Annotated in this window: 17 protein-coding genes; 6 read left to right on the top strand and 11 right to left on the bottom strand. The window is 63.2% G+C overall.

From position 1 onward, the window contains the following. Positions 1-96: 96 nt before the first annotated feature. The 4 genes from accC to CR103_RS01655 are packed head-to-tail and all read left to right on the top strand — an operon-like array spanning position 97 to position 4,688. Positions 97-1,497, top strand: coding sequence for an acetyl-CoA carboxylase biotin carboxylase subunit (gene accC / locus CR103_RS01670; protein WP_099914242.1), 1,401 nt, complete (start codon positions 97-99; stop codon positions 1,495-1,497). Beyond that, a complete protein-coding gene (gene prmA, locus CR103_RS01665) occupies positions 1,494-2,450 on the top strand; it encodes a 50S ribosomal protein L11 methyltransferase (RefSeq protein ID WP_099914241.1) in 957 nt (318 codons plus the stop codon). The genes accC and prmA overlap by 4 nt, the downstream gene beginning before the upstream one ends. Positions 2,451-2,455: 5 nt before the next feature. After that, positions 2,456-3,739: a DUF3426 domain-containing protein gene (locus CR103_RS01660; protein ID WP_099914240.1), complete on the top strand. Its 1,284-nt coding sequence runs from the start codon at positions 2,456-2,458 to the stop codon at positions 3,737-3,739. A gap of 10 nt (positions 3,740-3,749) precedes the next feature. Further along, positions 3,750-4,688: a carbohydrate kinase family protein gene (locus CR103_RS01655; protein ID WP_099914239.1), complete on the top strand. Its 939-nt coding sequence runs from the start codon at positions 3,750-3,752 to the stop codon at positions 4,686-4,688. 47 nt (positions 4,689-4,735) lie between these two features. Here CR103_RS01655 and CR103_RS01650 read toward each other — a convergent pair whose 3' ends face one another. Both CR103_RS01650 and CR103_RS01645 read right to left on the bottom strand, forming a co-directional pair. Further along, positions 4,736-5,035 carry a DUF167 domain-containing protein gene (locus tag CR103_RS01650; protein WP_099914238.1) on the bottom strand — a complete coding sequence of 100 codons (300 nt, stop codon included), beginning with the start codon at positions 5,033-5,035 and terminating at the stop codon, positions 4,736-4,738. Positions 5,036-5,063: 28 nt separating this feature from the next. After that, a complete protein-coding gene (locus tag CR103_RS01645; protein ID WP_267873958.1) occupies positions 5,064-5,594 on the bottom strand; it encodes a YggT family protein in 531 nt (176 codons plus the stop codon). Positions 5,595-5,651: 57 nt separating this feature from the next. Here CR103_RS01645 and CR103_RS22400 point away from each other — a divergent pair, with 57 nt between their 5' ends. Next, on the top strand, positions 5,652-6,779 hold the full coding sequence (locus CR103_RS22400; RefSeq protein ID WP_180279242.1) for a hypothetical protein: 1,128 nt from the start codon (positions 5,652-5,654) through the stop codon (positions 6,777-6,779). Between the two features lie 535 nt (positions 6,780-7,314). Here CR103_RS22400 and CR103_RS01635 read toward each other — a convergent pair. From CR103_RS01635 to CR103_RS01595, 9 genes are all read right to left on the bottom strand, one after another. Then, positions 7,315-8,427 carry a ribonucleotide-diphosphate reductase subunit beta gene (locus tag CR103_RS01635; protein ID WP_180279241.1) on the bottom strand — a complete coding sequence of 371 codons (1,113 nt, stop codon included), beginning with the start codon at positions 8,425-8,427 and terminating at the stop codon, positions 7,315-7,317. A gap of 88 nt (positions 8,428-8,515) precedes the next feature. Continuing rightward, on the bottom strand, positions 8,516-11,455 hold the full coding sequence (locus CR103_RS01630) for a ribonucleoside-diphosphate reductase subunit alpha (protein ID WP_099914235.1): 2,940 nt from the start codon (positions 11,453-11,455) through the stop codon (positions 8,516-8,518). Between the two features lie 549 nt (positions 11,456-12,004). Continuing rightward, the gene (locus CR103_RS01625; RefSeq protein WP_099914234.1) at positions 12,005-13,462 is read right to left on the bottom strand and encodes a sigma-54-dependent transcriptional regulator; all 1,458 of its coding nucleotides are present in this window, start codon (positions 13,460-13,462) and stop codon (positions 12,005-12,007) included. Next, the gene (locus CR103_RS01620) at positions 13,459-15,234 is read right to left on the bottom strand and encodes a sensor histidine kinase (protein ID WP_099914233.1); all 1,776 of its coding nucleotides are present in this window, start codon (positions 15,232-15,234) and stop codon (positions 13,459-13,461) included. Before CR103_RS01620 ends, CR103_RS01625 begins: the two co-directional genes overlap by 4 nt. A gap of 6 nt (positions 15,235-15,240) precedes the next feature. Beyond that, the gene (locus tag CR103_RS01615) at positions 15,241-15,483 is read right to left on the bottom strand and encodes a PP0621 family protein (protein WP_099914232.1); all 243 of its coding nucleotides are present in this window, start codon (positions 15,481-15,483) and stop codon (positions 15,241-15,243) included. Then, the gene (locus tag CR103_RS01610; protein WP_099914231.1) at positions 15,480-16,283 is read right to left on the bottom strand and encodes a cytochrome C assembly family protein; all 804 of its coding nucleotides are present in this window, start codon (positions 16,281-16,283) and stop codon (positions 15,480-15,482) included. The genes CR103_RS01615 and CR103_RS01610 overlap by 4 nt, the downstream gene beginning before the upstream one ends. A 96-nt stretch (positions 16,284-16,379) precedes the next feature. Beyond that, positions 16,380-17,189, bottom strand: a complete 810-nt coding sequence (locus CR103_RS01605) for an ABC transporter ATP-binding protein (protein ID WP_099914230.1) — start codon at positions 17,187-17,189, stop codon at positions 16,380-16,382. Between the two features lies 1 nt (position 17,190). Then, positions 17,191-18,057 carry an ABC transporter permease gene (locus tag CR103_RS01600; protein WP_099914229.1) on the bottom strand — a complete coding sequence of 289 codons (867 nt, stop codon included), beginning with the start codon at positions 18,055-18,057 and terminating at the stop codon, positions 17,191-17,193. Beyond that, positions 18,047-19,021: an ABC transporter substrate-binding protein gene (locus CR103_RS01595; protein ID WP_099914228.1), complete on the bottom strand. Its 975-nt coding sequence runs from the start codon at positions 19,019-19,021 to the stop codon at positions 18,047-18,049. The genes CR103_RS01600 and CR103_RS01595 overlap by 11 nt, the downstream gene beginning before the upstream one ends. Positions 19,022-19,353: 332 nt before the next feature. On the opposite strand from CR103_RS01595, the gene ffh reads away from it, so the two are divergent. Further along, complete coding sequence (gene ffh / locus CR103_RS01590) at positions 19,354-20,721, top strand: signal recognition particle protein (RefSeq protein ID WP_099914227.1); 1,368 nt, start codon at positions 19,354-19,356, stop codon at positions 20,719-20,721. Positions 20,722-20,738 lie beyond the last annotated feature (17 nt).

Below are 20,738 nucleotides of genomic sequence, written 5' to 3'. Positions count from 1 at the left end.
CCGCCAGGAAGCCGCGCCACCGCGGTGTTCCATACGGCTTACTCTATATAGGTAGTTCCCGGCTCGCGCCGGCCCTCACAGAAACACCGAACCCACATGTTTGAAAAAATTCTCATCGCCAATCGTGGTGAAATCGCGCTCCGGATTCAACGCGCTTGCCGCGAAATGGGCATCAAAACCGTTGTCGTCCACTCCGAAGCGGACAAGGACGCGAAGTACGTGAAGCTGGCCGACGAATCGGTCTGCATCGGCCCGGCGCAGTCTTCGCTCAGCTACCTGAACATGCCGGCCATTATCAGCGCCGCCGAAGTGACGGATGCCGAAGCGATCCACCCTGGTTACGGCTTTCTGTCGGAGAACGCCGATTTTGCCGAACGCGTGGAAAAATCGGGCTTCGTCTTCATCGGCCCGCGTTCCGAGTCGATCCGGCTGATGGGCGACAAGGTGTCGGCCAAGCAAGCGATGATTCGCGCCGGCGTGCCCTGCGTGCCCGGCTCGGAAGGCGCGTTGACGGACGACCCGAAAGAAATCATCCAGACCGGCCGCAAGGTTGGCTATCCCGTCATCATCAAGGCGGCCGGCGGCGGCGGCGGGCGCGGCATGCGCGTGGTGCACACGGAAGCGGCCTTGCTCAATGCGGTCGCGATGACCAAGACGGAAGCCGGCACCGCCTTCGGCAATCCGGAAGTGTACATGGAAAAGTACCTGGAAAATCCGCGCCACATCGAGATCCAGATCCTCGCCGACGAGCACAAGAATGCGGTCTGGCTGGGTGAGCGCGACTGCTCGATGCAGCGCCGTCACCAGAAAGTGATCGAGGAAGCGCCGGCGCCCGGCATCCCGCGCAAACTGATCGAAAAAATCGGCGACCGTTGCGCCGAAGCGTGCCGCAAGATCGGCTACCGCGGCGCCGGCACCTTCGAGTTCCTGTTCGAAAATGGCGAGTTCTACTTCATCGAGATGAATACCCGCGTCCAGGTCGAGCATCCGGTCACTGAAATGATCACCGGCATCGACATCGTGCAAGAGCAGATCCGCATCGCCTTTGGCGAAAAGCTGCGCTTCCGCCAGCGCGACATCATGCTGTCGGGCCACGCCGTCGAGTGCCGCATCAACGCCGAAGACCCGTTCAAATTCACCCCGTCACCGGGACGCATCGTCTCCTGGCACGCGCCGGGCGGCCCCGGCATCCGCGTCGATTCGCATGCGTACGCCGGCTATTATGTGCCGCCGCATTACGATTCGATGATCGGCAAGGTCATCGCTTACGGCGCCACCCGCGACCAGGCGATTCGCCGCATGCAGATCGCGCTGTCGGAAATGGTGGTTGAGGGTATCCTGACCAATATCCCGCTGCACCGTGAACTGATGATCGATGCGCGCTTCATCGAAGGCGGCACCAACATCCATTACCTCGAGCAGAAACTGGCCGCCAAGCCGGACCTGCCGAAGGGCGGCGCGCTGGGCGCCAAAATGGAAGCAAAGGCCGGACAATGAGCTGGACCGAAGTTATCATCGAAATTGCCCGCGACAACGCCGAAGCCCTGTCGGACGCGTTGATGGAAGCGGGCGCGCTGTCGGTGTCGGTGGAAGACGCCGACGAAGGCACCGACCAGGAAAAGCCGTTGTTTGGCGAGCCTGGCATGGAGCCGGCGCAAGCTGCGTGGGAACACAGCCGCGTGGTGGCACTCACCGATGTCGATGCCGACCAGGGGGCCATCGTGGCGCAAGCGGCCAGCAGCATCGGCCTGTTGACGCCGCCGGCGTTCACTACCCGCTTTGTCGCCGACGAGGACTGGGTGCGCCTGACCCAGTCGCAGTTCGCCCCTATTCATATCGGAAAAAACATCTGGGTCGTGCCGAGCTGGCATGAAGCGCCGGATCCTGCCGGGCTGATCCTCGAACTCGATCCGGGCCTGGCGTTCGGCACCGGCAGCCATCCGACCACCCGGCTATGCATGGAATGGCTCGAAGCGCACCCGGCGCCAGCCAAGTCGGTGCTCGACTACGGCTGCGGTTCCGGCATCCTGGCGATGGTGGCCAAAAAGCTCGGCGCGGGCGACGTCGCCGGCGTCGACATCGACCCGCAAGCGATCGAATCGGCGCGCGACAATGCCGCGCGCAATAACTGCGAGATCGACTACTACCTGCCGGACAACTTCGCCGTATCGGCCAAACCGCAGCACGCCAGCGGCAAGTTCGACATCGTCGTCGCCAATATCCTGTCGAGTCCCTTGAAGCTGATGGCGCCGATGCTCTCGAGCCGCGTGGCGCCAGGGGGCGCCTTGATCCTGTCGGGCGTGCTGGCGCGCCAGGCCGAGGAAGTCGCTGCAGCCTACGCCCCGTTCATCAAGCTCGGCGTGTGGGCTGAGCAGGACGGCTGGGTCGCGCTGCACGGCGTCGCCGGCAGCGACAGCATTCCACCGGCACGCTCGGCAAGCGAGCAGTAAAAGGCATGGCGCTCGCCACTATTTGCCCCCACTGCAACACGACGTTCCGGGTCGCTTCGGACCAGTTGAAGCTGCGTGGGGGCATAGTGCGTTGCGGCGCCTGCAATGAAGTTTTCGACGGCAATGCCGCGCTGCTCGACCTTGCCGCTGCCGCTGCCGTTGCCGCAACCGCAACCGCAACCGTTCCAGCCAGCGCGCCGTCCGCTACGCCGCCAAGCGACGATGCGCATGCGCTGAACGCGCCAGGGCCATCGGCGAGCGCCGCCTTCGATGCCGAAGTAGCGGCCATCGACGCCAGGCACAGCGGCGCAGTAGCGCACGAAAAGCCGGTGCCGCAAGCGCCGACGCATGATGAGCCCACGCAGCAAGAGCCGATCCACACGCTCGACTTCGACACTACCTTCGATCCGTTCGGCATCCTGCCGAAGTCGCTGCACCCTACGGCGGAACCGCTGCCTGCACCTGCACCAGAACCAGAGTCCCCGCAAATGGGGTCTGACCCGGTTTTGGGGCAACCAGTCGACCAGGAAATTCTGGCCCTCCCGGTGCTGGACGACGACATCGATCAAGCCGCGGCAACATCGGAGCCTGGGCCATCGCCCACGCGCGCGGCATTCGTCGATTTTCAGCCGCCGCTGCTGATGCGCGCTTCGGCCACGGCCGCGCCGGCGCCTCTTTCCATGCCAAGGCCAGCGGTCGACGCCGCCAGGAAAAGAAAAGCGGAAGCGCACGTGGCGGCGATCGCGCCGACACCCGAGCCGGGCGAACATGAACCCGAATTCGTCAAGATCAGCCGGCACAAAGCGCGAACCGGCGGCCGCCGGCGCCTTGTGCTGGGCGCCGCTTGCGCCCTGTTGGTGCTGGCACTGGCCGCCCAGGGCGTGATCTCGTTTCGCAACGTGCTGGCGGCCCGTCATCCGCAGGCAAAGGCGCTGCTGACGGGCGCCTGCGCCGTGTTCGGCTGCAAGGTCGAGCTGCCGGCCCAGATCGACGCCCTCAGCGTCGAAACCGGCGAACTGCAGTCGCTCGGCGCCAATACCTTTTCGTTCACCACCTTGCTGCGCAACCAGGCCAGCCTGGTGCAGGCCTGGCCGCACCTCGAACTGGCATTGACCGACGCCAACGACAAACCGCTGGTGCGGCGGGTATTCACGCCGGCCGAATACCTGCCGCAAGGCGTGGCGCCGGCCATGGGCATCGCGCCGCGCTCGGAGCAGGCAGTCAAACTCGCTTTCGAGCTGAATCAGGTCAAGGCTTCCGGCTATCATATCGCCATCTTCTATCCATAAGGCTGAACCCATGAACAAAACCACCCTGATCTGCGGATCGCTCGCCTTCGACAAGATCATGCAGTTCCACGGCCGCTTCGCCGAAACCCTGATGGCCGAGCACATGCACAAGGTCAACGTGTCGTTCCTGGTGCCGACCCTGCGCACCGAGTTCGGCGGCTGCTCGGCGAACATCGCCTACAACCTGAAGATGCTGGGCGGCGACCCGTTGATCATGGCCACCATCGGTCAGGACGGCGGCGACTACCTCGAGCGCTTCGAGCGGCTCGGCATCCCGACGCGCGCGATCCGGAAAATCGCCGACGCCTACACTGCCCAATGCTTCGTCACGGCCGACCTCGACAACAATCAGATCAACGCTTTCCACCCGGGCGCCATGCAGTTCTCGCATGAGAACAACGTCGCCGACTGCGGGCCGCTGGCGGTGGCGATCATCGCACCGGACGGCCGCGACGGCATGCTCAAGCACGCCACCGACTGCGCCGCCCAGAACGTGCCGTTCATGTTCGACCCGGGCCAGCAGTTGCCGATGTTCAGCGGCGCCGAATTGATCGACTTCATCGACAAGGCCAGCTACCTGGCCGCCAACGACTACGAATTCGAGATGCTGATGGACCGCACCGGCTTGACCTTGGCCGACATCGCCGGCAGGCTCGATGCGCTGATCGTCACCCGCAGCGAAAACGGCTCGGAAATTCATGCGGGCGGAAAGCGCTTCGATATCCCATGCGTCGCGGCGCCAAGCGTGGTCGACCCGACCGGTTGCGGCGACGCCTACCGCGCCGGCCTGCTATACGGCATCGCCAACGGCTTCGACTGGCCGACCACCGGCCGCCTGGCCAGCCTGCTCGGTTCGATCAAGATCGGCCACCAGGGCGGTCAGAACCACGTCTTCACCGCCACTGACATCGCCGAGCGGTTCGACAAAGAATTCAATTACCGGTTTTAGGGCAAATTGGGTCGTCGCGAACGCGGGGACCCAATGTCAACCTCAGCTCACGGCACCAGCAGCCGTTCGACCTCTGCCACCGTCAGCACGCCCGACATCACTTCAACCAGCTTGCGCTTGCAGCGCAAGCCTTGCGTGATGGTGACCGCGCTTTTCGGCATCGACAGGGCCGCCGCCAGAAACTTGGCCAGCGCTTCGTTCGCCCTGCCCTCGATCGGCTGCGCCTGCAGTTTGAGCTTGAGGGCATCGTCCTGCACGCCCACCACTTCGGTCTTCTTCGCGTTCGGGGTTATCTGCACCGCAATGCGCACGCCGCCCGGCAGTGCGCAGCACCAGGGACGGCTCATCGATGGCTCACCGACGGCTTACCGCGGGTCACCGAAAACCGAACGCCATGCCCAATAGCAGATGTGCAATCTGCAGCAGGATCAGCGCCACCAGCATCGACAGGTCGAGCCCGCCGAGCAGCGGCACGACCTTGCGCAGCGGACGCAGCAGCGGGTCGTTCAGGGCCCTTACCAGCGGCGCCAACGGCGCATGCGGGTTAACCCAGCTAAAAATCGCCTCGACGACCAGCAAGGCCATGAAACCGTACAGGATCCAGCTGAGGAAGCGGTAGAGCGCCATCAGGAACACCGTCGTACCCGACAAGCCGGACAGGAACAATACCGAGCTCGCCAGGAACACCACCAGGAAGGCGCCGATCAGGCTGGCCCAGTCATAGCCGCCCACACCCGGCACAAGGCGGCGCAAGGGACGCACCAGCCAGTCGGACAAGGTAAAGGTGAATTGTGCCACTGAAGCGGGTGGCCGGACACGAATCGCCTGCATCCAGAAACGAAGCAGCAAGACGCCGCCGAGCACGGTGGCGATGGCGTCCACGATCAACTGGAGAATACTGAGCACGACGACTCCTTAAACTTAAAAAAAACCGCTGTGTGAGACTTGTCACACAGCGGTATTTTGCCTGATCCAGGCGCAGCTGGCTATTACGGACGGCTGCTGGTCGGGAAAGGCCATGCTGCTGCCGGCGCTAACACGGTTTTAGCCGCTGGCGCCGGTGCTGTCGGCGCAGCTGGTGCTGGTGCCGCCGCCGCAGGTGCTGCTGCCGGTGCCGCCTTTGGTGCAGCCGCCTTTTTAGGCGCAGCTGGCTTTTTCACCGCTGGTTTGGCTGCTGCCGCTGGCGCCGCTGGAGCCGCAGCGGCTGCTGCCGGCTTGGCTGCTGCCGGCTTTGCCGCTACTGCTGGCTTGGCTGCCGGCTTAGCTGCTGGCTTGGCTGCTACTGCTGGCTTGGCTGCTGGCTTTGCCGCAGCCTTAACCGGCTTTTTTGCTGCTGGCTTAGCCGCCACCTTTTTTGCTGCTGGCTGCGGCACCTTGGTGGCCATTTTTTTTGCTGCTGGCTGCGTCACCTTGGTGGCGGCTTTGGTTACTGCTGTTTTCTTCGCTGCTGGCTGGGTCGCTTTAACAGCCGCTTTTTTAACGATCGGCTTGGCTGCCGCTTTCGGCGCTGCTTTTTTCGCCGCTGATTTTGGCGCAGCTTTCTTCGCCGCTGGTGCTGTCGCCTTGGTAGCGGCCTTCTTTGCTACTGGCTTGGCAGCTGCTTTTGGAGCCGCTTTTTTGGCGACTGGCTTGGCCGCTGCTTTTGGAGCCGCTTTTTTGGCTACTGGCTTGGCTGCTGCTTTTGCAGACGCTTTTTTGGCTGCAGGTTTAGCTACAGGTTTAGCCGCAGCTTTTGGCGCTGCCTTCTTCGCTACTGGCTTGGCTGCGGCTTTTGGAGCCGCTTTTTTGGCAACTGGCTTGGCGGCTGCCTTTGGAGCTGCTTTCTTGACTGCCGGCTTGGCCGCGGCTTTTTTCGCAACTGGCTTCGCGGCCGCTTTTGGTGCGGCTTTCTTGGCTGCGGCCGGCTTGACTGCTGCGGCTTTTTTCGCCACTGGCTTGGCGGCTACCTTGGTTGCTACCTTGGTTGCTGCCTTTGGCGCTGCTTTCTTCGCTGCTGCCACTTTCAACGCCGTCTTGGCGACTGGTTTCTCGGCGGCGGCTTTAGCGACCGGTTTTTTTGCTACTGATTTCTTTGCGGCTGTTGCCATTTGAGTTCTCCTTCATCTGCGATGGGAAAAATACGCTACAAGGTTAAAACCCGTCCGACCCGTATAGGTGATCGAGCGAATTATTCATCGGCACAAACGCGTTCGTTGTTTATGCTAATGAATTCGGCACCAGCTAAACTGCTGCACCTCCTCACGGGTGCAGCAGTTCAGCCATAGTCATCGGTATCTCGCGACGACAAAATCGGTGTTACCAGTGCGCTGTTCACATCAAGTACGTTGACCACGAAAAGAAAAAGCCGCCATGCCTGAACAAAATCAGGCAGGGCGGCTTAATTTTTGCGATGAGGTCAAGTGCATATCTGGTTGAATCAGCGTCCCATTTTTGATCGGGTTTGCGTCGACGTCCGCGCAAAAAAATCGGCGCGTTCACGTTTCGACAAATTCAATCACGTAAAGTACACGATAACCTTGTCAGTGCGCAACTGGCGCACTAACTTTTTCGCATCCTTTTTCTCAACGGGACGCGCGCGATGCACCGCGCGCGTTTTGCAGGCGCGCCAACGAGGCGCTTATTCTCACTATTCCCAGTTCAATGCGCCACCGGTTTGGTACTCGGTCACGCGCGTCTCGAAGAAGTTTCGCTCCTTCTTCATGTCGATCATTTCGCTCATCCACGGGAACGGATTTTCTTCGTGCGGGAACAGCGGTTCGAGCCCGATTTGCACCGAGCGGCGATTGGCGATGAAGCGCAAATAGCCCTTGAACATGGAGGCATTCAAACCGAGCACGCCGCGCGGCATCGTGTCTTCCGCGTACGCGTATTCGAGGTCGACCGCCTTGAGGAAAAGGGCCTTGATCTCTTCGCGGAAAGCAGGCGTCCACAGCAGCGGATTTTCCATCTTGATCGTGTTGATCAAATCGATCCCGAAATTGCAATGCATTGATTCGTCACGCAAAATATACTGATACTGTTCCGCCGCTCCCATCATTTTGTTCTGCCGGCCGAGCGCCAGTATCTGGGTAAAGCCGACGTAAAAGAACAGCCCTTCCATCAGGCAGGCAAACACGATCAGCGACTTCAGCAAGGTCTGGTCGCTCTCGGTGGTGCCGGTGGTGAAGGCCGGATTGGTCAGCGTATTAATGAAAGGAATCAGGAATTCGTCCTTTTCGCGGATCGACTTGATCTCGTTGTAGGCATTGAAAATCTCCGCTTCATCCAGGCCCAGCGACTCCACGATGTACTGGTAAGCGTGGGTGTGGATCGCCTCTTCGAACGCCTGGCGCAGCATGTATTGGCGGCATTCGGGGGCTGTGATGTGGCGATAAACGCCGAGCACGATGTTGTTGGCGGCGAGCGAATCGGCGGTCACGAAGAAGCCCAGGTTTCTTTTCACCAGGCGACGCTCGTCGTCGGTCAAACCGTTGGGATTTTTCCACAATTCGATGTCACGCTGCATGTTGACCTCTTGCGGCATCCAGTGATTCGCGCAACCTGCCAGGTATTTATCCCATGCCCATTTGTATTTGAATGGGACCAGCTGGTTGACGTCGGTCTTGCCGTTGATAATGCGCTTGTCGTCGCTGTTGACGCGCTTGGCAACGAGCGCGGCGTCGGCCGGCGCTTCGGTGGCGGCCGCCGTCGGCAAGCCGGCGGCAGGCAGGCTGGAAGTATCTTCGTCCCATGACAACATAATGAATTTCCTTCTTGATGGTGTGACGTTAACGCGCCGACCAAGCGGCGCGTGTTTCAATGTGCAGATTTCAATGTATGTGTCTATTTTACTGACAAGCTTCGCACTCTTCAAACCCGTCGTCACCCGGGCGCAGGTAGCAGGCTGCGCCGTCGGCTTCGGCTTCGGCGTCGGCCGCGGCCGAAGCCGCCGACACATCGGCTGCCGTGCTGCGGGCGCTGGCCGACATGCCGCCGTCGACCGCCACCGCGTTCAGCGCGCCGGTCTTCGAGGTCGACTTCTCCATGTGGGTGGCAGCGATGGTACGCAAGTAGTACGTGGTCTTGAGGCCGCGCAGCCACGCCAGCTTGTAGGTCTCGTCTAATTTCTTGCCCGACGCGCCGGCCATATAGATGTTCAGCGACTGCGCCTGGTCGATCCACTTCTGGCGGCGCGATGCCGCTTCCACCAGCCAGGTCGGCGACACTTCGAAGGCGGTAGCGTAAAGGTCGCGCAGGTCTTGCGGGATGCGGTCGATCTTGGCCAGCGAACCATCGAAGTACTTCAGGTCGGCGATCATGACTTCGTCCCACAGGTCGCGCGCCTTGAGGTCGCGCACCAGGTAGGCGTTGATCTCGGTGAACTCGCCCGACAGGTTCGATTTCACATACAGGTTCTGGAACGTCGGTTCGATGCAGGCCGACACGCCGATGATGTTCGAGATCGTCGCCGTCGGGGCGATCGCCACGCAATTCGAGTTGCGCATGCCGAACTGCTTGATACGCTCGCGCACCGGGGTCCAGTCCATTGCCGACGACGAATCGACTTCCAGGTAACCGCCGCGCTCGGCGGCCAGCAAGGCGACCGAATCCTGCGGCAGGATGCCGCGGTCCCACAGCGAACCTTCGTACGAGGCGTAACGGCCGCGCTCTTCGGCCAGTTCGGTCGACGCCAGGTAGGCGTAATAGCACACCGCTTCCATCGAGCGATCGGCAAATTCGACCGCTTGGTTCGAAGCGAACGGTAAGCGCATCACGTGCAGGCAATCCTGGAAACCCATGATGCCCATGCCGACCGGGCGATGGCGCAGGTTCGAGTTGCGTGCTTTTTCGACGGCGTAGTAATTGATATCGATGACGTTGTCGAGCATGCGCATGGCGGTGCGGACCGTTTTCTGCAACTTGACATGGTCGAGCTTGCCCTCTTTCATGTGGGCCGGCATGTTCACCGAACCGAGATTGCAGACGGCGATTTCATCGGCGCTGGTGTTGAGGGTGATCTCGGTGCACAGGTTCGAGCTGTGGACCACGCCGACGTGCGACTGCGGCGAACGGATGTTGCACGGATCCTTGAAAGTGATCCACGGGTGGCCGGTCTCGAACAGCATCGACAGCATCTTGCGCCACAGGTCGAGCGCGGCGACCTTCTTGAACACGCGCAGCTCGCCGGCCGCCGCTTTCGCTTCGTAGCCGAGGTAGGCCGCCTCGAAGGCACGGCCGACCTTGTCGTGCAGGTCCGGCGCCTCGGACGGCGTAAACAACGTCCAGTCGCCTTTTTCCATCACCCGCTTCATGAACATGTCCGGGATCCAGTTGGCGGTGTTCATGTCGTGGGTGCGGCGGCGGTCGTCGCCGGTGTTTTTGCGCAGGTCGAGGAATTCCTCGATATCCATGTGCCAGGTTTCGAGGTAGGCGCATACCGCGCCCTTGCGCTTGCCGCCCTGGTTGACCGCGACGGCGGTGTCGTTGACCACTTTCAGGAACGGCACCACGCCTTGCGACTTGCCGTTGGTGCCCTTGATGTGGGCGCCAAGCGCGCGCACCGGGGTCCAGTCGTTACCCAGGCCGCCGGCAAACTTGGCCAGCAGCGCGTTTTCCTTGATGGCGTCGAAGATGCCCTCCAAGTCGTCCGACACCGTCGTCAGATAGCACGACGACAACTGCGAGCGCAAGGTGCCCGAGTTGAACAGGGTCGGGGTCGAACTCATGAAGTCGAACGACGACAGCAGGTTGTAAAACTCGATGGCGCGCGCCTCGCGATTTTCTTCGCGCAACGACAAGCCCATCGCCACGCGCATGTAGAACGCCTGCGGCATTTCGATGCGGACGTCGCGCACGTGCAGGAAGTAGCGGTCGTACAGGGTCTGCAAGCCGATGTAACCGAACTGCAGGTCGCGGTCGGCGACCAGCGCCTTCGCCAGCTTGGCCAGGTCGTAGGTTGCCAGCACCGGATCGAGCAAGTCGTTGGCGATGCCGTTGGCGATGTATTGCGGGAAGTACTCTACATAGTGGGCCGCCGCTTTTGCCTGCGGCACTTCCTGGCCGAACACCTCTTTGCGGATCGTGTGCAGCAGGATGCGGGCGGTCACTTGCGAATAGGCCGGGTCTTTTTCCATCAGGGCTCTAGCGGCCAGGATGGCCGACTTGTGCAGCTCTTCGACCGGCACGCCGTCGTACAGGTTGCGCACCGTTTCGGCCAGGATGGCGTCGGCGTCGACGTGCTTTTCCAGGCCGACGCAGGCGGCAGCGATCAGGTCGCGGACCTGGTTCATGTCAAGCAGGCGGCGCACGCCGTTTTCCAGCACGTGGAGTTGTGGCGAAGTAGCTTGGCCGGAGCCGCCGAGCGCCTCCTTTGCCAGCCTGCGCTCTTCCATGTGCTTGGCGCGGTACAGCACGTAGGCGCGCGCGACGTCGTGCTCGCCTGAACGCATCAGCGACAATTCCACCTGGTCCTGCACGTCTTCGATATGGAAGGTGCCGCCGCCCGGATGACGGCGCACCAGCGCGGCCACCACGTTGGCGGTCAGCTGCTCGACCAGTTCGCGCACGCGCGACGAGGCGGCGCCCTGCCCGCCGGTGACGGCGAGGAAAGCCTTGGTGACGGCGATGGCGATTTTCGACGGTTCGAAGGCGACCACGGCGCCGTTGCGGCGGATGATGCGGTAGTCGCCGTGAGCGGCGATATCGGCAGCGCTACCCGGGCCGGCGGTAGCGGCCTGACCTGGGGTGACGTGCAGCGAATTGGTGGAAATGTCTTGTAATGTTTGCATTGAAGCTCCCAGGGGCGGCATGCAGTCGTGCTGCTGCCATTGTTATCAAGTGGACCGCCTGATGGGCGGATCCGCCAACAAATAAAAAGCGAAAGAGTACCCTGCCAACCGTTGCAGCCTGTTGGCAAACGACGTTGAAGCATGGGTCGATCCGTTGGTTCGATACCGCTCCGATTGATGCCGGGCGGGTAAAATTGTGTCAGGTGCGTGCCGCGAGTGGCTTGGCCAAATACCAGGCCGACCCGCCTCTGCACCACTACATCTAGTCATAAGCGTCAAAGTAAGACTAATTGTAGTACCTGGCCGATAGGCATGCAATACCTTTCCGGCACCATTGGGGACTATATATTTGCTAGTTTCTTAGCGTATGGGCATTGACATTTATTAAACTGGAAAGCGCGCCGACCAGCCGGTGAGCGACCACTAACTTTGCCCTGTTTGCGGAAGCCAGGAAGGTTGATTTCGACAGATTTCAACATCGATTCGGCAAGGTTTTGTCAGCCAAAAAAAGCGCCAGCCGTCGGCGCCGATCGCCGCATAAGTAAGCGTTTATGACTGCTCCGGCTCCTGGATGCCGAGTTTTTGCATCTGGTAGCGCAACTGGCGAAAACTGATGCCGAGCAGCTGGGCGGCCTGGGTGCGGTTGAACTGGGTCTGGGCCAGCGCGCGCAGGATGATGTCGCGCTCGACCTGTTCGAGGTATTCCGGCAGGCTGTTGGGCAATGCGGCGGGGCCGCTCACCGGCGCGCCGGCGCTCGGCCCGGGGGCAGGAGCAGCAAGAGCAACGGCGGCGGCGGCGGCGGCGGCGGCGGCGGCGGCGGCGGCAGTAGAGGATATCGGCTCGGCCGCGCGCGCGCTCTTGAGCGACAGGTCGGCCACTTCGATCACGCCGTCGTTGGCGAATGCCAGTGCGCGTTCGAGCACGTTTTCCAGCTCGCGCACATTGCCCGGGAAGGAATACGCGCACAGGGTCTCGAGCACGCCCGCGCCAAGTGCCGCCTTTTGCCCGGCCCCGGCCGCTGCCAACCTGGTCAGGATCGCCGCGGTCAGCACCCCGAGGTCGCTCAAGCGTTCGCGCAGCGGCGGCAACCCCAGTTCGATCACGTTCAGGCGGTAAAACAGGTCTTGCCGGAATTTGCCCGTTTCGACGCAATGGGCCAAATCCTGGTGGGTGGCGCTGATGATGCGCACGTCGACCGGCTCTTCAGCTGTGGCGCCGATCTTGCGCACGCGCCGCTCCTGGATCGCGCGCAGCAGCTTGACCTGCATCGCCAGCGGCAGGTCGGCCACCTCGTCGAGCATCAAAGTGCCGCCATTGGCCGCCTGAAAAAAACCATCGCGCTCGTCGGCGGCGCCGGTGAAGGCGCCCTTGCGGTAGCCGAAAAACTCGGCCTCCATCAGCGCTTCGGGAATCGCGCCGCAGTTGACGGCGATGAAGGGGCGCGCCGCGCGCGCGCTTTGGGCATGGATCTCGCGCGCCGCAAGTTCCTTGCCGCTGCCCGATTCGCCCGTGATGGCGATCGGCGCCATCGAGCGCGCCAGCCGGCCGATCTGCGCGCGCAGCGCCTGCATCGCGGCCGAATCGCCGATCAGCCGGCTGGGAGTGGCAGCGCCCGCGGCCGACAGGTCCGGTCCCGGGTGCGATACCCGCAGCGCCGAGCGCACCATCACCCGCAGGTCGTCCAGCACCACCGGCTTGGAGACGTAATCGAAGGCACCCGCTTTCAGCGCCACCACCGCGTTGTCGGCGCTGCCGTAAGCGGTGACGACCGCAATCGGCGTGCCCTTGCCGCTGGCGGCGACGTCGCGTACCAGTTCGAGCCCGAGGCCGTCAGGCAGGCGCATGTCGGTCAGCACCAGCGCGTATTCGTTGGCCGCCCACAGCGCGCGCGCCTGGCCGAGCGTCGCCGCGCAATCGACGTCGAGCCCCATGCGTACCAGCGTGATGTCGAGCAGTTCGCGCAGGTCGGCTTCGTCGTCGACGACCAGGATACGGGGTGAGGTCATGGCAGTATCTTCGCGTTATCTGGATTGCGCATCAGGGGAAGGGAAAGGGGCACAGCAGGTTGGGCGAACGTGATCACAAACCTGCCGCTGGCCTTTCGCGGGGCGAATGCGCCGGGATCGATGCGGTATTCGTAGTCGAGCATGGCGTCGTTGTTCAGGCACAGTTCGCGCGCCAGGTACAGGCCAAGGCCGGTGCCCTTGCTCGAAGTGGTGTAGAACGGCTCGAACAGGTGAGCGCGCACTTGCGGCGTGATGCCCGGGCCGTCGTCCTGCACGTGCAGCTCCATCCGGCCGGGCGCGGCGCTGACGACGAACAGCCGGATCGAACCGGCGGTGGCGCTGGCGTAGCGGATCGCATTGGTGAGCAGGTTGACGACCACCTCGCGCAGGTGCAGCGCATCGAAGCGCACCGGGGCGGCGCCGGCGCCGGCGAGCGAGATCATGTCGTCGGCCAACGCATGGGTTTGCTGGAATTCGTGGCGCAGCTCGGCCAGGAAACCGCCCAGCAGCAGCGGTTCGGAATGCGGCTGCACCTTGCGCGAGAGCTGCAAGATGTCTTCGACCATGCGATTGACCCGCGCCACGTTGTCGCTGACGATCTTGAGCAGGCGCGCCTGCGGCGGCTCGGCCAGGTCCTCGGCCAGCAGCGCGGTGGCGTGGCCGATGGCCGACAACGGATTGCGCACCTCATGGGCAATGCTGGCGGTGAGCCGGCCCATCGAGGCCAGCTTGAGCTGCTGCGCCTGGTTTTCGATCGCCGTGACGTCTTGCATGAAAATCACGCAGCGCCCGGTTTCGTGGCCGGCCGTGTCGACCCGCGCGAAGCGCAGCTTCAAGTGGGCGGCAAGATCGGGCCGCGCGCTGCGCATCACCGGCCCCGGCCCCGGGCCGATGCCGTCGTCCTCGCCGGGCTTGATCGTCACAAACGCACCCTGGCCATTCGGCACTGCACTGTCCGGTGCGGCACTGTCCGGTGCGGCACTGTCCGGTGCCCATCCCTGCCAGGCGCTGAAGGCCTGGGCGATCGGCGCCAGCGCCGCCGAGTCGGCCAACCTGAAATCGACGCCCTCCCCGCTCAGTGCCAGCATGCGCTGGGCCGCCGGATTGCTGGTCAATACATGACCGTCGGACCCGACTACGAGGATGCCGTCGCCGACGTCGGCCATGACGATGCGGTTGACCGCCTGCTCGATCTTGAGCTCGGCGCCGCGCCGCGCCGCCAGTTCCTCCTGGCCGATCAGCTTGGCGGCCAGCCGGCTCACCAGCAGCACCATGGCGAAAAACGACGCGCCGTACACGCCCGACTGCGTCAAGGACGCTTCGCCGCGCCAGAAAACCACCTGCCATGCGCTCTCGCCGATCAGGATCAGCGTCACCAGCGACGCCGAGAACAACGCCAGCATCAGCGGCGCCAGGATCGCCGCGCCGGCCAGCGGAAACAGGTACAGGATGGCCAGGCCGCTGCGAACGCCGCCGGCGCTGACGTACAGCAGCGAAATGACGGCGATGTCGCAGGCGATTTGAAGGGACAACTGGGCCAGGAAGCGGCGCCGCCACCAGAGCGTCACCATGGCGAACACCACCGCCGTGGCCAGGTAGGCGATGCAGGTTTCGGCATACAGCTGCGGGCCCTGCGCGCGCGCGCCCATGGCGTCGAAGCCCAGATACAGCAGCAGCACCAGCGCGATGACGATGCGGCTGGCGTTGAGGGTTTTCAGCGAGCGCCAGAAGGTCTCGCGCGATTCGGCCGATAGCGTTTGCCAGCGTGCCATCGGCGCTTACTTCGCCGGCAGGCGGACGTGGGCCGGGCTGCAGTACTCCAGGCCGTCGGCGTGCACCGCTTCCGAAGCGGGGAAATGCACGCCGCAATGGGCGCAGCAAGCCATCGATTCCACTGCCGCCGGCCCGGCTTCGGGCTCCCGCCGCCCGGCGCGCGGCGGCTTGGCGGACGCGCGCAGCTTGCTGCGGATCGCCATCACGATCAGTATCGCCAGCGCCAGCCAGAACAGCAGGCGGCTCATGCGACCGCCCGGTGCAGCATCACTTCGAGCACGAAGCGGCTGCCGACATAGGCCAGCACCAGCGTGGCGAAGCCGGCCAGGGTGAAGCGCAAGGCGGTCTTGCCGCGCCAGCCGCGCCACCTGCGCCCGGCCAGCAGCGCCGCGAACAGGACCCACGACAACAGCGCGAAGACGCTCTTGTGGTCCAGTTTCAGCACGGCGCCGAACAGTTGCTCAGAAAACACGATGCCCGACAACACGGTCAGGCTGAGCAAGACAAAGCCGATGCCAATCAGGCGAAACAGCAATTTTTCCATCGTCAGCAGCGCCGGCAGCTGGTCGAGCGCGCCGCCGAGCCAGCCGGCGGCCGGGCTGCGCGTGTGCAGGCGCGACTCCTGCAGCGCCATCAGCACCGCGTGGAAGGCGGCAATGGTGAGGATGCTGTAGGCGAGGATGGCGACGGCGATATGCCAGCCGAACGCGCTCGACTGGCCGGCAAGCTGGAACACGCTGCCGGGGAACAGCACCGGCAGCACCGCGGCGGCGGCGGCGCACGGCATCACCAGCCGGCGCAGGCCGTCAAGCGCGAAGTTGCGGTTTTCGAACCAGTAGGCCAGCACCGACACCCACAGCGCGGCCGACAGCATGATGGCGAAGCCAAACCGCAAGCCGCCGGGGGCGCGCATGTCGGACCACAGCGCGGCGCCATGCAGCAGCCAGCCGAAGGCGGTGAAGGCCGAAATGAGCGCACCCTGTCGCACCGCGAGCAAGGCACAGCCGGCGTAGGTCAGCGCGGCGGCAAGAAATAGGTAAGTCTGCATGGGGTGAGTTTACACCATCGAAGTCAAAGCTGAAGGCTGGCGGGTTAAAGCATGAAAGCAGCATGAAAGCAGCACGAAAGCAGCATGAACACTTTCTTAATCGACGGCGGCCATGCGCAGTTCATCGCGGTGGTGGCGTTGCTGTTCTTCCATCACCAGCTGGCCCAGTTCGCGCTTGAGGGCATTGAACTCGGGCGAGGCCGGATCGCGCTCGCGCGGCAGATCGACGATGATGTCGCGCTTGACCGTGCCCGGCCGGTACGTCATGACGACAATCCGGTCGGCCAGGTAGATCGCCTCTTCGATACTGTGGGTAACAAAAATGATGGTTTTCTTCAGCTCGGCCCAGATGCGCAGCAGCTCGTCCTGCAGGTTGCGCCGGGTCAGCGCGTCGAGCGCGCCGAATGGCTCGTCCATCAGCATGATGGGCGAGTCGATCGCCAGCACGCGGGCGATTGCCACCCGCTGCCGCATGCCGCCCGACAGGTCCTTCGGGAAGCGCTGACGGAAGTCCGACAGCGACAGCATCGCCAGCAGGGCGTCGACGCGCTGGCCGATCTCGGCCTTGCCGATGCCCTTGATCTGCAGGCCGAAGCCGATGTTGTCCTCGACCGTCATCCATGGGAACAGCGCGTATTCCTGGAACACCATGCCGCGGTCCGGCCCCGGCTCGGTGACCGGCTTGCCGTCGGCCGTGATGGTGCCGGAAGTGGGCGGCGAGAAGCCGGCCACCGCGTTGAGCAGGGTCGACTTGCCGCAGCCGGAGGGGCCCAGCAGGCAAATGAACTGGCCGCGCGGGATGACCAGGTCGATGCCGGACAGCGCCACCAGTTCGCGGTCGGCCGTCTGGAACACCTTGCTGACGCCTGAAATGACAATATGGGTGCTGGTGCTATCGGTGCGCATCTTAACTTTCCATGCCGCGGTGCCAGCGCAGCAAATAATTGTTCAGGCGGTTCATGCCGACGTCGATCGCCAGGCCCCACAAGCCGATGGTGATCATGCCGGCGATAATTTTGTCGGACCAAAAATACTCGCGCGCCTCCAGGATGCGAAAGCCCAGGCCGTTGTTCACCGCGATCATCTCGGAGACGATCACCACGATGAAGGCGGTGCCGATGCCGATCCGCACCCCGGCCAGGATGTAGGGCACCGAGGCCGGCAGGATCACGCGCAGGAACATGGTGCGCTGGTTGGCGCCGAGGTTGCGCGCCGCCCGCAGGTAGATGCTGTCGACCTGGCGCACGCCGGCGATGGTGTTCATCAACACCGGGAAAAAAGCGCCCAGCGCGATCAGGAACACCGCCGGCGGATTGCCCAGCCCGAACCACAGGATCGACAGCGGGATGTAGGCGATCGGCGGGACTGGCCGCAGCAGCTGGAACAGCGGGTTGAGCCAAGCGTAGACGCGGTTGCTCGCCCCCATCGCCAGGCCGATCGGCAGGGCCAGGCCGGCGCCGATGGCGAAGCCCACCACCACCCGGTACATCGAGCTGAGCGAGTCGATGATCAGCTCACCCGAAAAATACCAGGCCAGCTTGCTGCCTTCAACGTACGGCTGCAGCGGCAGCAAATACGCGATCCACTTGGCGACTACCGCCAGCGGCGACGGCAGCACCTGGGGGTTGACCCAGCCCATCGCCGCCACGACCTGCCATAGCGCGATGATCGCCGCCGGCACCACCAGCCCGACGCCGATCTCACGCCAACGCCGGCTACGCACGCCTGTCGGCACCCTGTTGGCCAACTGCGTGCCAGCGCCCTTACTTGACATTCAAGCTCTTCTTGGCGGCGTCGAGCATGTCGGTCTTGACCCAGTCTTTTGCCAGCGGCGGCTTGGTCATCCTGCCGACGCCGGTCTTGACCATGATGTCGGTGGTGATCTGGATGTGCTCGGGCGTGATGTCGTAGGTGTACGACGAATTGCCGATCGCGTCGTTGAAATCGTCGGTCGTGATCTGGCCCTTGAACACCACTTCGCGCACGTACTTCTCGGCCAGCGCCTTGTTGTCGATGAAGGTCTTGGTCGCCTCGACGAAGCACTTCATGAACTTCTCGGCCAGCGCGCGCTTCTCCGTGTAGAACTTTTCCGTCATCACCATGGTGCGCACCGGTTCGCCGATCGGCGTGTCGTACGGCTTGATCACTTCGACGCCGAAATTCTTGTTGATCGCCTGCGACGACTGCGGCTCCGACTGCATCATGGCGTCGATGTTCTTGCCCAGCAGCGCGGCGTTCAGGTCCGGGTATGACAGAAAGATCAGCTGGACGTCCTTGCCGGGCGCACTGTCGGAGGTCAGGCCGTGCTTTTGCAGCTCGGCCATCAACAGCACTTCCTGGATCGCGCCGCGGGTGACGCCGACCTTCTTGCCCTTCAAGTCTTTGACGGTCTTGATATTGAGCTCGGGGCGGGCCACCAGGCGCGCGCCGCCCTTGGCGAAACCGGCCACGACGTAGATCGGCGCCCCGGATGCGCGGCCCGAAATGGCGGCCTCGGAAGCGGTGGTGGCGACGTCGAGTTCACCGGCAATGACGGCCTGCATGGCGTCGAGCCCCTTGGCGAAGATCTTCTCTTCGACCTTGATGCCGCATTTCGGCGCGATTTCCTTGATGTACGATACCGCGCCATAGTGCGCAAACTTCAGGTTGCCGAGCCGAACCACTTCCTGCGCCTGGGCGCCGCCCGCCACCAGCATTGCCGCGATGGCGATGGTCCTGCAGATCAATGTCGTCGTCATGCCTGTCTCCGTGATTAAAATGAGTGTTCGGTGTTGCCAACATTATGCATTCAAATGCCAGCACGTAAGGGCCTGTCGCTTAAAGCGCTGTTGCTTTCCCGTCAGTGATTGTCGCGCCCAGCCAACGTAAAAAGTGGCTGGTAGGAAAGGCTATACTGCAAAGCAAGATGTGTCAAACATCAACATGCCGCCGGCGCCACGCAACGGCGCGCAACTATATAGAAGAAAGGCAGCCGCTTGCGATGCCGCCGGCACGCCACGGCGATGAGGTAAAATGCTCGTCACCGCCCGGCGCTGCGCCGGGCTCGTCCAAGTCTTCATCCAGGTTCGCCATGCTAGATAACTTAACCCAACGCCTTGCCAAGGTCGTCAAGACCATGCGCGGTGAGGCGCGACTGACCGAAACCAATACCGCCGAGATGCTGCGCGAAGTGCGCCTCGCCCTGCTCGAGGCCGACGTGGCGCTGCCCGCCGTGCGCGAATTTATCAGCCGCGTCAAGGAAAAAGCGCTTGGCGAGGAAGTCATCGGCTCGCTGTCCCCGGGCCAGGCGCTGGTCGGCGTGGTGCAGAAGGAACTGGCCGCGCTGATGGGCGCCGACCTCGGGCCGGAAGCGTCGCAGCTCAGTTTCGCGCAGCAGCCGCCGGCGATCATCCTGATGGCCGGCCTGCAAGGCGTCGGCAAGACCACCACCGTCGGTAAGCTGGCCAAGTACCTGCGCGAAGAAAAGAAGAAAAAAGTGCTGACCGTCTCGGCCGACGTCTACCGTCCGGCCGCGATCGCCCAGCTCGAGTCGGTCACCAAACAGGTCGGCGCCGACTTCTTCCCCTCTTCCGCCACCGACAAGCCGGTCGCCATCGCCCTTGCCGCGCTCGACTGGGCAAAGAAGCATTACCACGACGTGCTGATCATCGACACCGCCGGCCGCCTCGGCATCGACGAAGCGATGATGCAGGAGATCACCGCACTGCACGCCGCCGTCAAGCCGATCGAAACGCTGTTCGTGGTCGACGCCATGCTCGGCCAGGACGCCATCAATACCGCCAAGGCGTTCAACGACGCGCTGCCGCTGACCGGCATCGTGCTCACCAAGCTCGATGGCGATTCGCGCGGCGGCGCCGCGCTGTCGGTGCGCCACATCACCGGTAAGCCGATCAAGTTCGCCGGCGTGTCCGAAAAGCTCGACGGCCTTGAGGCGTTCGACGCCCAGCGCATGGCCAACCGCATCCTCGGCATGGGCGACATCCTCGCGCTGGTCGAGGAAGCGCGCAAGGGCGTCGACGTCAAGGCGGCGGCCGACCTGGCCAACAAGATCAAAATCGGCGGCAAGTTCGACATGAACGACTTCAAGTCGCAGCTCGGCCAGATGAAGAAAATGGGCGGCATGGCCAGCCTGGTCGACAAGCTGCCGGCCCAGTTCCAGCAAGCTGCGGCCGGCGGCAACATGGACCAGGCCGACAAGCAGGTACGCCGCATGGTCGGCATCATCGACTCGATGACGCCGTCCGAACGGGCCAAGCCGGAGCTGATCAAGGCCACCCGCAAGCGCCGCATCGCCGCCGGCGCCGGCGTCCAGGTGCAGGAAGTCAATCGCATGCTGACACAATTCGACCAGATGCAAAGCATGATGAAAAAGCTCAAGGGCGGCGGCATGATGAAGATGATGCGCGGTATGAAAGGCATGATGCCGGGGATGCGTTAAGGGTTTTAATCGCGTTT

It is taken from the genome of Massilia psychrophila (assembly GCF_002760665.1).
In the GTDB taxonomy this organism is placed as follows: domain Bacteria; phylum Pseudomonadota; class Gammaproteobacteria; order Burkholderiales; family Burkholderiaceae_D; genus JAFCUW01.
This window is presented reverse-complemented; position numbering and strand designations above follow the sequence as displayed.

Excerpts from the sequence above, each read along its gene's own strand:
- CR103_RS01605 (WP_099914230.1), bottom strand. The coding sequence starts at position 17,189 with ATGCGCACCGATAGCACCAGCACCCATATTGTCATTTCAGGCGTCAGC.
- CR103_RS01625 (WP_099914234.1), bottom strand. The coding sequence starts at position 13,462 with ATGACCTCACCCCGTATCCTGGTCGTCGACGACGAAGCCGACCTGCGC.
- CR103_RS01595 (WP_099914228.1), bottom strand. The coding sequence starts at position 19,021 with ATGACGACGACATTGATCTGCAGGACCATCGCCATCGCGGCAATGCTG.
- ffh (WP_099914227.1), top strand. The coding sequence starts at position 19,354 with ATGCTAGATAACTTAACCCAACGCCTTGCCAAGGTCGTCAAGACCATG.
- CR103_RS01600 (WP_099914229.1), bottom strand. The coding sequence starts at position 18,057 with ATGTCAAGTAAGGGCGCTGGCACGCAGTTGGCCAACAGGGTGCCGACA.
- prmA (WP_099914241.1), top strand. The coding sequence starts at position 1,494 with ATGAGCTGGACCGAAGTTATCATCGAAATTGCCCGCGACAACGCCGAA.
- CR103_RS01610 (WP_099914231.1), bottom strand. The coding sequence starts at position 16,283 with ATGCAGACTTACCTATTTCTTGCCGCCGCGCTGACCTACGCCGGCTGT.
- CR103_RS01615 (WP_099914232.1), bottom strand. The coding sequence starts at position 15,483 with ATGAGCCGCCTGCTGTTCTGGCTGGCGCTGGCGATACTGATCGTGATG.
- CR103_RS01650 (WP_099914238.1), bottom strand. The coding sequence starts at position 5,035 with ATGAGCCGTCCCTGGTGCTGCGCACTGCCGGGCGGCGTGCGCATTGCG.
- CR103_RS01635 (WP_180279241.1), bottom strand. The coding sequence starts at position 8,427 with ATGTTGTCATGGGACGAAGATACTTCCAGCCTGCCTGCCGCCGGCTTG.
- CR103_RS01655 (WP_099914239.1), top strand. The coding sequence starts at position 3,750 with ATGAACAAAACCACCCTGATCTGCGGATCGCTCGCCTTCGACAAGATC.
- CR103_RS01620 (WP_099914233.1), bottom strand. The coding sequence starts at position 15,234 with ATGGCACGCTGGCAAACGCTATCGGCCGAATCGCGCGAGACCTTCTGG.
- accC (WP_099914242.1), top strand. The coding sequence starts at position 97 with ATGTTTGAAAAAATTCTCATCGCCAATCGTGGTGAAATCGCGCTCCGG.
- CR103_RS01660 (WP_099914240.1), top strand. The coding sequence starts at position 2,456 with ATGGCGCTCGCCACTATTTGCCCCCACTGCAACACGACGTTCCGGGTC.
- CR103_RS01630 (WP_099914235.1), bottom strand. The coding sequence starts at position 11,455 with ATGCAAACATTACAAGACATTTCCACCAATTCGCTGCACGTCACCCCA.